We start from the raw sequence: 10,972 nt of genomic DNA on the forward strand, positions 1-10,972 counted from the left end.
CACCCATGCGGGTGAACCGCCCCGTAACTCGTTGAGAGCACCCGAACGCGGCTCGTACGGTCGTTCTCGTTCCGACCGGGACTGCCGCTCCACCAAGGCAACACCGGTTCCCTGTCGGGCAGTTCAAGTCGACCGCCGGTGTTTCCGGAGGTCGGCGGCGGGTTCCGGGCGCCGGCCCGGCGGACGGCTCAATCCGCCGGACCGGACGCGAGGGGGGTATCAGGGTTTTGTCTGCACCACGAGTTCGCGGGCACCACGCCGTACCGCACCACGGCGTCGTCCGCGACGTGCCCGAGGGCACCCTGGTCGAGCGCGTTAGTGCGGCACTCGACCGTTGCGAGGCATCCACGTGGGACCTCCGCGTCGACGACCTGTGGTGCACCGCCACCCCGATCGGCGCGGAACTCCCCAAGCAGGGCTGGAAGATCCACGTCAGCTCCGCGACCGACAGCGCCGCCCAGGTGCTCGACCGGGTGTGCGACGTGCTCGTGCCGCGCCGGGTCGCCTTCAAGTGCGCCGCCGGCACCGAGTTCCTGCGCATGCTCAACTCGCGGGAGGCCGAGCGGAGTTCGTCGGCAAAGTTCATCACCGTCTATCCGCACGACGACATGGACTTCGTCGATCTCGTCGACGCCCTCGACGCGGCCACCCGCGGGCTGAGTGGTCCCGGCGTGATGTCGGACCGCGCGTGCCGCCCCGGCAGCATCGTGCACTACCGGTACGGCGGCTTCACCGAACGCGCCCGCCTCGGCAACGACGGCGCCTACCGCCCGGTGCTGACCGCGCCGGACGGCAGCCAGGTCGTCGACTCCCGGGAAGCATGGTTCACGCCGCCGGCGTGGGCGCCCGACCCGCTCGCCGACCGGCACGCCCGGCAGCAGGGCGCGTCCGGCCCCGGCGGCGTCCTGATCGCGGACCGGTTCGCGGTCACCGCGGCCATCCGGCACTCCACCAAAGGCGGCGTGTTCGTCGGCACGGACACCCGCGACGGCGGCGAGGTCGTCGTCAAGCAGGCCCGCGCGCACGTCGAGATCGACCACTCCGGCCGCGACGCCCGCGAAGCCCTCCGGCACGAATCGGCGCTGCTGGAACGGCTCGCGCACACCGGCCTGACGCCGCGCCACGTCGCGCTGGTCGAGCAGGACGGCACGCTGTTCCTCGCCCAGGAACGCGTCCCCGGGGTGTCGCTGCGCGCCTGGGTCCTCCAGCACGCCGGCTCCGACGGCGGCGACGGCTCCGGAACGCCGGACGTGCCGTGGCCGCTCGCCCGCAACGTCGCCGCGGAACTGGTCCGCGTCGTCGCGAGCATGCACCGCGAAGGCCTGGTCGTCCGCGACCTCGCCCCCACGAACGTCATGGTCGCGCCGAGCGGCGAACTCCGCCTCGTCGACCTGGAACTCGCCGCCGACATCGGCAGCTTCGCGGGTGCCGCGGGCACCCCCGGCTACCGTGCCCCGGAACAGCGCGCCGCCTCGCGCTCCAAGCACGCCCGCGGCGTCCACCCGGTGGCCCCCGAGGCCGACCTCTACAGTCTCGGCGCGCTGTTCTTCCTGCTCGCCACCGGCGCCGACCCCGGACTGCCGGACGACGTGCCCGAGCCCGACCACGTCTTCCGGCCGACGGCCGAACGCCTGGGGCCCTGGCTGGACCTGGCCGCACGCAGCGGCCGCACCGCCCGGCTGCTCGCCCCCGCCGTCCGCGGGCTGCTGCGCGACGAGCCGGAGTCGCGCTGGAGCCTGGACCAGGTACGCGCGCACCTCGACGCCGTCGAGCGGCGCGGCGGCCCCGTCCCCGCCCCCGGCCGGGTCCGCGACATCGCCCGCCCGCACCCGTGGCGTGCCGCACCGTCCGCCGCCGAGCCCGTCGGCCCGGCCCTCGTCGACCGGCTGCTCGCCGACGGCCTCGCGCACCTCGTCGCAACCGCGGCCCCGGACCGCGCGGACACCGTCTGGCAGGTCACCCCCGGCGGCGCGGCGATGGACCCGTGCGGGGTGCAGTACGGCGCGGCCGGTGTGCTCGCCGTCCTCGCCCGTGCGGCCGCCACCCCGACCCTCGCCGCATCCGACGGCCTGGCCGACACCGTCGCCGCCGCGGCCGCCTGGGTCCGCGAACGCGCCGCCCGCGAACCGGTGCTGCTGCCCGGCCTGCACTTCGGCCGCGCGGGCACCGCGTGGGCGCTGCGCGAAGCGGGCGAGAGCCTGGGTGACAAGGAACTCCTCGCACACGCCGACGAGTTGGCCCTGTCGGTGCCGACCCGCTGGCCGAACCCCGACGTCTGCCACGGCGCCGCGGGCGCCGGATTCACCCAGCTGCGCTTCTGGAACGCCACGCACGACGACCGGTTCCGGCAGCGCGTGGTGGCGAGCGCCGACGGCCTGCTCGCGGCCGCCCGCGAGCACGGCGACCTCATGCTGTGGCAGGTCCCGCGCGACTTCGACTCCGCGCTGGCCGGTGCCGCGCACCTCGGATACGCGCACGGCGTCGCGGGGGTCGGCGCGTTCCTGCTCGCCGCCGGACGGGCGACAGGGCGCGGCGCGTACCTGGACGCGGCCCTTGCCGCCGGGCGCACGCTGGCCCGCACGGTACGCCCCGACAACGGCGCCGCGTGGTGGGCGCAGGGCCCGGCCGACCCGCCGGGTGTGCGGCTCGCGCACTGGTGCAGCGGGGCGTCCGGCGTCGGCACGTTCCTGATCCGCCTGTGGCACTGCACCGGCGACCCGTATCTGCGCGACCTCGCCGAGCAGGCCGCCGTCGCGGTGCGCCGTGCCCGCTGGCACTCCGGCACGACGGCCTGCCACGGACTGGCCGGCAACGGCGAATTCCTGCTGGACATCGCCGACTTGGTCGAGCCGGGTGCGGACGACCTGTACCGCGCGCAGGCCGAAGAGTGCGCGGAACTCCTCGGGGCGCGCAGCGCGCGGATCTCCGGGCGGCTCATTCCGTGCGACGAGAGCACGGTCGGCGTATCCGCGTCCTACGGCACCGGACTCGCGGGCGTGGTCGGGTTCCTGCTCCGCCTTCGGCACGGCGGCCCGCGCTTGTGGGTCGATCCGGTCGACGCGGCAAGCCCGGCGTCGGCGGACGAACCGCTGCCGCCCGGCGACGACCAGCCGAAGGACGACGCGGGCGACGACGCGGCCCCGCGCCCGATGCCCGGCACCACGGAAGGGGGACACGCCGCATGACCACGACCGTCGGCGCGCCGCCGCTGCGCCGCGTCAGTTACTCGTTCTCGCTCGACGGCGCACACGCCGCGTGCCTGGCCACCCCCGGCGACGGAACCTGGCAGGTCGAGTCCTGGGCGATGGGCACCGGCGGCCCGGACGCCGTGACCGCGGCGCCCCGGCGCATGCTCGGCCGCCCGGAGCACCTGCACACCCAGCTTCTCGCGCTGTCCGACGGCTCGGTCCTCGCCTGCCGGCACGAGCCGGGCCGCCACGACCTGGTGCTGCTCGGCGGCCCCGGGGCGGATGCGGACGGCGAGACGGTGATCGGCACCGTGCGCACCCCCGGCCTGCGGCTGCTCCCCTACCCCGGCGCCGACGGCCTCGCGCTCGTGCTGGCGACGGACACCACGCCGACCACGACCGTGTGGCGCATCCCGCGCACGCTGGGCGCGTTGGAGATCCTCGCCGAGCTGCCGGGCCTGTTCGGCGGCGGTGTGTGGCTGGACACGCAAGGACACCGGCTGGCACTGGACGCGGTCCGCGACGGCCGGGTGAAGACGGCCGTGCTGGACGTCCGTTCGGCCGTGCTCAGCCCGCTGCTGGAGATGACCGAGGAGAGCAACGACCGGCTGCAGCTGTGCGACCCCGTGGGCGGATTGCTGGTGATCTCCAGCGACGCGCCGGGCGGGGACCGGCTCGGGTGGATCCGGCTGCCGGAGAACCGCGACGAGCCGGCCGGCCGGGTGCGCTTCCCGGAGATGGTGCACCTGCCGAACACGACGGTGCGGCCGGTGGCGATCGCCCCCGACGGCGAGCGCGTCGCGCTCCAGCTCGACCGGGGTGCCACCTCGCGGCTGGCCGTGTGGACGCCGGAGGAAGGCACGCTCCTCGACATCAAGATGCCGGAAGGCTGCCTCGGCGGCGTCGGCCGGTGGACGGCCGCGGGCCTGCACATTCCCTTCTCCGCGCCGGACCGGCCCGGGGGCTTGGCGACCGTGCGGCCGGAGCGGCAGGGCCGCTTCGGATTCGCGGGGAGCCTGGAGACGCCGGCCGCCCCGGGCCGACCCGTCTGGCACTCCGCGCATTTGGAGACGCTCGTCGGGGACGCCGGGCCGGTCGAGTCGATCGTGTACGGCGGCCTGGACTGGCGTACCGCCGACCACCTCGTGGTGGCCCTGCACGGGGGCCCCGCGGCCGCGTGGCGGTTCGAATTCTCCCCGGTGCTGCAGCACTTGGCGGCACACGGCATCGCCGTCGTGGCACCGAACCAGCGCGGCAGTATCGGCTACGGCGAGGCCTACGCGTCATGCCTGCACGGCGCGTGGGGCGGCCCGGACCTGGAGGACGTCGCCGCGATCGCCCGCACGCTCGGCGGCGAGCGCACCGCGGCCGGCCTGCCGAAGCCGATGCTGCTCGGCACCAGCTACGGCGGCTACCTGGCGCTGCTCGCGGCGTGCACGTCGCCCGACGCGTGGTCGGGCGTGCTCGCCATCGCGCCGTTCCTGTCCGGCCCGCGGCTGATCGCCGAAGCGTCGCTGCCGGTCCGGGCGCTCATGACCCGCTTGGGCGGGGACGTGGAACTCGACGACGCGCTCGGCCCGCGCGACGTCCTGCGGCTGGCGGAGGGCATGCGTGCCCCGCTGCTGGTCGTGCACGGCGACCGGGACGACGTGATCCCGGTCGGGCAGTCGCGGGCGCTGCGCCACCGGCTGCTGCAACTGGGCCGCGCGGAAGGCACCGACTTCCGCTACCTGGAGCTTCCCGGCCGAGGCCACGAGGTCTTCGCCGGGGACGGGGCTCCCGAGCTGTATCCGCGGCTGACGTCGTTCCTGACGACGGCCGTGGTCTGAGAGCCCCGGTACCGCCCCGCGCCGGAGCCCTCCGGCGCGGAACGACCACGGACAACCCTTGGGGGGCGGTCCGTGCCACGAAAGGACACGACCATGCAGAACCTCGAGACGGACCTCGCCGCCCTGCAGCGCCTGCCGGAGACCGAGTCGGTCGAGCTGGGCGGCGGCCACGGCGGTGGCGGCGGCGGCTGCCAGTTCACCTGCCTCATCGTCACTTGTCTGATCTTCACGATCGGCGGCTGACCGGCGGCAGTTTCCGGACCCGGGAGTTCCTGGCGCAATCAGGAACTCCCGGTGACGGGACAGTGTGGCAGGGCCGGGCGGGAACCTGAAGGGCCGCGGGACCGGCGCGGTGGGGACGCCCGGCTCCGGCCGGGTGCGGCACCGGATACACCCCGCGCCCTTCGGCGGACGGGCGCCGAGCAGCGCCTACGACGCATCGCCGCCCGGCCCTGCCACCACGCACCACCGACCCCTGGCCGACCCGACCCGACGGAAGGACCGCCCCGTGCCCGGCACCACGCGCGACACCCCGAGCCCGGGTTCGGGGCCGAGCGACGGCATAGGCGGGCCGTCGGGGGGCCGTGCGGACGAGCCGATGGCCTTCGGACCGCACGGCAACGCGCCTGGGGCCGAAACCAATTCACGACACCCCGCGGGCACGGACACGAAGCATCCGGAAGCGGCTGCCCCTGGGGCATCCGGCCGCGACGCCCAGGCGAGTCCTCCGCGCGGCGACGACGCCGACCCGGATGACCGCGAGGCCCCCGGCACCGCGGTGGTGCCGGACTCCGGTGTGGGTGAGGCGGCCCCCCCGGCAGCCGAGCCGCGGCACCTGGACGACGGTCCGGCCGCGCACGGGCATGACCCGCGGCCGCGTCGCGGCGCCGGCATTCCCCGCCAGGCTCCCCGCACCCCGGAACCCTCCGGCCCGCGCCCCCGCAAGCCCGTCCCCGCCGCCGGCTTCCGTGCCGCCTGGCGGGCCGCGCCCGGGGCCACCGTGGCCCTCGGGTTCTCCGTTCCCGCCGCGTCCGCTGCCGCGTTGCTGCTGCCCGCGGCAGCTTCCGGGGCGGTCGACACCCTGCTCGACGGCGGGGGGACGGCTCGGGCGATACTGCCGTTGGCCGGGGTGCTGCTGCTCGGGCTCGTCGCGGGGCTCGTCGGCGAGTTGGCCGGGCCCGGCCTCACCGCCGCGCTCACCGCGCGTTTGCGGCGGCGTATCGCCGAGCATGCCGTCGCGCTCGGCACCGGCGGCCGCAACCCGTACCCCGCCGGGGACATCGCCGGGCGGCTGGTCGGGTCCGCACCCGACGCGGCGCGGCTCGTGCCCGCGTCGATCGGGACCATCGGGGCGTTGGCCACGTCGCTCGGCGGCATCGTCGCGTTGGGGCTGCTCGACCCCTGGCTGGCCGTCGCGTTCGTCGGCGGGCTGCTGCCGGGGCTGGTGGTCGTCAGGGCGTTCATGGCGGACGCCACGCACTTGTTCGAGCGTTACCAGGAGATCCAAGCGCGGATCTCCGCGCGGCTCGCCGATGCGTTGGCGGGCCTGCGCACCATCCGGGCCTGCGGCACGCGCGATCGGGAACACGACCGCGTGCTGGGCCCGTTGACGGAGCTTTCCACCGTCGGGCACGGCCTGTGGCACGCACAACGTCGTGCGGTCGCCCGGGTTCTGCTGCTCGCGCCCGTGGTGGAAATCGCGGTGCTGTCGGTCGCCGGCTGGGGTCTGTCGGAGGGGCGGATCCCCCCGGGCGGCATGGTGGCAGCCGCGGGATACGCGGCATTGGGGCTGGGCTTCCTGGAGCAGCTGGAGAGCCTGGTCGGTGTCGCACACGCCCGTGCGGGGCTGCGGCGGACGGAGGAACTGTTCGGCGTCCCCGCTGCCCCGCACGGTGCGAAACGGGTACTGCCCGCCGGTGCGGGCGAGTTGGTCTTCCGCGGCGTGACCGTCCGGGACCGCGGGCGGCTGCTGCTCGACCGCGTGGACCTGACCGTCCCGGCCGGCGCGTGCTGCGCGGTGGTGGGGGCGAGCGGATCCGGCAAGTCGCTGCTGGCCGCGCTGCCGGGGCGGCTGCGGGACCCGGACGCGGGTTCCGTGGCGATCGACGGACTCCCGGTCGCGGCGCTGGCCCGCGGCGAGTTGCGGCGCGCGGTGGCCTACGCGTTTCCGCGCCCCACGCTGCTGGGGCGCGACGTACGCGAGGCGATCGGCTTCGGAAAGCCCGGCGCCGATGCATCCGCGCTCGTCCACGCCGCCGCCGTCGCCCACGCCGACGACTTCGTGCGCCGTCTCCCGGACGGCTACGCCACCCCGGTCGACGGCCTCGCCCTCTCCGGCGGCGAAGTGCAACGCCTGGGCCTGGCCCGCGCGGTCGCGCAGGACGCCCGCGTGATCGTGCTGGACGATGCGACGTCCGGGCTGGACATGGTGACCGAGCACCAGGTGATGGACGCGTTCGCGCGCCGCCTGGGCGGCCGTACCCGCGTCGTGGTGGCCTATCGGGCGACCGCGGCGGCTTCCGCGGACCTGGTGGTGTGGCTCGACCGCGGCCGCGTCCGCGCCGTCGGCACACACGACGACTTGTGGGACGACGCCGACTACCGCGCGGTGTTCGCCGGGGGCGCCGCGTGACCCGCCGCGAGCAGCCGCGGCACGCCGCGGCGTCCGACCCCGGCGGCATGCGCGCGGGCTGGTCCCTGCTCGCCGCCGAACTGCGTCCGGGCAAGCCCGCGTTGGTCCGGGTCCTGGGCTGGTCGGTAGTGGAGGGTGTGCCGGCGCTGCTGTCGGGTGCGCTGGTCGCGGCGGCGATCGACCAGGGGTTCCTGGCCGGTCGTCCCGGCGTCGGTTTCGCGCTGCTCGGAATGCTGGGGCTCGCGATGCTGCTGCGGGTGCTCGCGACGTACGCGATGTTCCCGCACCTGGCCTCCGTCGTCGAACCGCTGCGCGACGCCTTGGTGCGCCGCGTGGTCGGCGACGCCCTGGACACCGCGCTCGCCGAGGAGGGGGGCCGCGCACGGCGAACCGATCCGGCGGCCGCCGTCGCCCGGTTGACCGAGCAGGTCGAGAGCTGCCGGAATCTGACGGCGTCGCTGCTGCGGACGCTGCGCCAACTCGCGGTGACCGTCGTCGCCGCGTTGGTCGGTTTGGCGGTGCTCGCCCCGCTCGTGCTGCCGCTGGTGCTGATCCCGCTGGTGCCGGCCGGGTGGCTGTTCGTCCGGCTGCTGGGGCCGCTCGCGCGACGCCGCCGCGACCTGCTGCTCGCCGACGAGCGGATCGCCACCGAGACCGGCCGGACCGTCGCCGGGCTGCGCGACATCGTGGCGCTCGGCGCGCAAGAGCGTGTCCTGGGCGACCTCGGCACGGCGATCGACGCGCAGGCGCATGCCACCCGGCAGCTCGCCCGCGCATCCGCACTGCGGCTGCTGGTGGTCGGCGTCGGCGCGCAACTCCCGGTCGTGCTGCTGGTGGCCGCGGCCCCGGCGCTGATCCGCCACGGCATGCTCACTCCGGGCGAAGTCGCGGGCGCCGTGCTCTACCTCGTCAAGGAACTCGGCCCCGCGCTGCGCGCCCTGACCGCGACCGTCGGCGACTGGATCCTGGAACTCGGCGTCGTCACGGGCCGTTTGGCCGAGGCCACCGCATCCTCGGAGGAGGCCGAGCCGCCGCAGCCTGCGGCCGGTCCGCTGCGGGCGCCGTCGCCGCGGCCCGCCGCGTTGGACGTGCACGGTGTGACGTTCGCCTACGGGCCGCACGCGGCCCCTGTGGTGGCCGATCTGACGCTTACCGTCCCGGACCGCGGCCACCTCGCGGTCGTCGGGCCGAGCGGCGTCGGCAAGTCCACGTTGGCCGCGCTGTTCGCCGGGCTGCTGGCGCCCGACGCGGGTGGCGTCGCCCTGTACGGGATCCCGGTCGCGGCGCTGGATCCGGCGCGGCTACGGCGCGACGTGGCGGTGGTGCCGCAAGAGGCCTACGTCTTCGCCGGAACCGTCCGCGAGAACCTCACCTACCTCCACCCGGCCGCCACCGAAGCCGAACTCGACCGCTCGGTACGCCTGGTCGGGTGCCGCGACCTGGTCGCCCGGCTCGGCGGCTACGAAGCCGACATCCCCGACCCGGCGGCACTGTCCGCGGGTGAACGTCAACTCGTCGCGCTTGCGCGCACGTTCGTCTCTCCGGCCCGCCTCGTCATCCTCGACGAAGCCACCTGCCACCTCGACCCGGCCACCGAAGCCCTCGCCGAACGCGCCTTCGCCGCCCGGCCGGGCGCTCTGGTGGTGATCGCGCACCGGATGGACTCGGCACGGCGCGCCGACCGGGTGCTCGTCCTCGACGGGCACATCCCGGCGGTGGGGACCCACGAGGAACTGATGGACCGGTCGGCGCTGTACGCGGACTTGACGGGGCATTGGCAAGGCGTCCGCACAGCCCGCTGACCTGGGCAATGCGCCTGCGTCCCCAGGGATCCCCCTCAGCATCACCCGCGGCACCGCGGAACCCGCCGCGAGCGGGAACCGGCCGCCCGCGCACTCCGTCCCAGGGTTCAGCTCGTATCCCAGGGGGGACCGACATGAGGCTCTTCTGCCGCTTGTGCGGCACCCGGACCGATGGCCGGGAACGCCTGGGCACGTACTGCCCGGGCGAACAGTGCGGTGCCGACCAGCGTTTCGCCGGCGACACCGAAACCGGCGTGCAGGCGTGGTGCGAGCCCGCGCGGCAGCGCGGCGAGCCCGGCGAAGCGGTGACGGTGCGGCTCACCGTCCGCAACGCGGGGCGGCGGCCGGACACGTACCGCGTGGAGCCGATCGAACAGGTCGCCGGACGGCTGGATTTCGACGCCGCTTCGCTCACCTACACGCTGGCGCCAGGCGAGTCGCGCGTGGTCGTCCTGCGCTACACCCCGCCGCGCGACCACATCGGCTTCGGCATCGACATCGCCTCGCGCTTCGGCATCGCGGGCGCGGAAGCCGCGGGCCGCGCCAACGACACGCGCGGCGGCCGCTTCGGTGTCGCGCTGCGGATCGTCTCCACCAGCGGCACGACGCGCGCCGCCGCGGGCGCGGCGTTCGCCATAGATATCCCGCGGCGCTTCCAGTACGACCCGAACCGCGGCGACCCGCGTGGCGGCGTGCGGCCCAAGCTGCTCGCCGGAGTCGGCGCGGCCGCGGTGATCGTCGCCCTCGCGGTGGTGGCCGCGGTGGCGCTGGGGGGTTCGGACGGCGGCGGCACGCCGGCCGCGCCGGGGCCGGGTGTGGAAGCGGTCACCGTGGCCAGTGTCGACCCGGGCGTGGGCGGCACGGGCCGCGGCGGGGACACGAGCGGATCCGACGACCCCGACGGCTCGAACGGCTCGAACGGCGAGAACGGCGGCACGATCTCCGGCCGAGGGGGCGGCACCGCGGGGTCCGGCGCGAACGCGGGCAACGGCGGCAAGCCCGGCCCGGGGACGACTCCCCCCACCGCCCGCCGGGACTTCGTGGTGCCGAACACGTCGGGGATGACGACCCAGGAAGCCAAGGACGCGATCGCCAAGGCCGGCCTCGCGCCGAGCATCCAGCCGGTCCCCAACAGCCGCGGCCCGCAGGGCGCGGTGATCGACACCTACCCGGCCGGCGGCGAGATCGTCGGCGAGGGCAGCACCGTCGTCGTGCGCGTCCACGACGGCAACACGACGGTCCCGAACGTCGTCGGCATGGACCAGGAGACCGCCCGCACCACCCTCCGCGACGCGGGATTGGCCGCCAGGTTCACCACCGTGGCCGTCGGCGACCGCACCAAGTACAACGTCGTCGTGCGCACCGATCCCCCGGCGGGGACGTCGGCGGGGGTGCTGACGGGAGTGACGGTGTACCTGGGGACAGCGGACATCCGCTGACCTCGGACACGGCCTCGGACAGGGCCTCGGGCAAGGCCTCGGGCACGCCGCGGGCGCGGTCCCGGAACCTGGGTTCCCGGCG

Annotated in this window: 6 protein-coding genes; all 6 read left to right on the plus strand. The window is 75.5% G+C overall.

The genetic code is table 11. From position 1 onward, the window contains the following. Window positions 1-287: 287 nt before the first annotated feature. The 6 genes from lanL to ACPA54_RS32275 all read left to right on the plus strand — a co-directional run bounded on the left by lanL (window position 288) and on the right by ACPA54_RS32275 (window position 10,890). Window positions 288-3,185 (plus strand): class IV lanthionine synthetase LanL, encoded by a 2,898-nt coding sequence (gene lanL / locus ACPA54_RS32250; protein ID WP_423535093.1) that lies wholly within the window; start codon window positions 288-290, stop codon window positions 3,183-3,185. Next, on the plus strand, window positions 3,182-5,017 hold the full coding sequence (locus ACPA54_RS32255; RefSeq protein WP_423535095.1) for an alpha/beta hydrolase family protein: 1,836 nt from the start codon (window positions 3,182-3,184) through the stop codon (window positions 5,015-5,017). The genes lanL and ACPA54_RS32255 overlap by 4 nt, the downstream gene beginning before the upstream one ends. A 93-nt stretch (window positions 5,018-5,110) precedes the next feature. Then, window positions 5,111-5,260 (plus strand): VenA family class IV lanthipeptide, encoded by a 150-nt coding sequence (locus ACPA54_RS32260; RefSeq protein ID WP_345673408.1) that lies wholly within the window; start codon window positions 5,111-5,113, stop codon window positions 5,258-5,260. 265 nt (window positions 5,261-5,525) lie between these two features. Continuing rightward, window positions 5,526-7,649, plus strand: a complete 2,124-nt coding sequence (locus ACPA54_RS32265) for an ABC transporter ATP-binding protein (protein WP_423535097.1) — start codon at window positions 5,526-5,528, stop codon at window positions 7,647-7,649. Beyond that, entirely contained in the window at window positions 7,646-9,451 is a 1,806-nt protein-coding gene (locus tag ACPA54_RS32270) for an ATP-binding cassette domain-containing protein (RefSeq protein WP_423535099.1), read from the plus strand. The genes ACPA54_RS32265 and ACPA54_RS32270 overlap by 4 nt, the downstream gene beginning before the upstream one ends. 134 nt (window positions 9,452-9,585) lie before the next feature. Then, the gene (locus ACPA54_RS32275; RefSeq protein ID WP_423535101.1) at window positions 9,586-10,890 is read left to right on the plus strand and encodes a PASTA domain-containing protein; all 1,305 of its coding nucleotides are present in this window, start codon (window positions 9,586-9,588) and stop codon (window positions 10,888-10,890) included. Window positions 10,891-10,972: the final 82 nt, after the last annotated feature.

The sequence above is a fragment of the Uniformispora flossi genome (assembly GCF_049534875.1).
Classification (GTDB): Bacteria; Actinomycetota; Actinomycetes; order Streptomycetales; family Streptomycetaceae; genus Yinghuangia; species Yinghuangia aomiensis.

Excerpts from the sequence above, each read along its gene's own strand:
- ACPA54_RS32255 (WP_423535095.1), top strand. The coding sequence starts at position 3,182 with ATGACCACGACCGTCGGCGCGCCGCCGCTGCGCCGCGTCAGTTACTCG.
- ACPA54_RS32260 (WP_345673408.1), top strand. The coding sequence starts at position 5,111 with ATGCAGAACCTCGAGACGGACCTCGCCGCCCTGCAGCGCCTGCCGGAG.
- ACPA54_RS32275 (WP_423535101.1), top strand. The coding sequence starts at position 9,586 with ATGAGGCTCTTCTGCCGCTTGTGCGGCACCCGGACCGATGGCCGGGAA.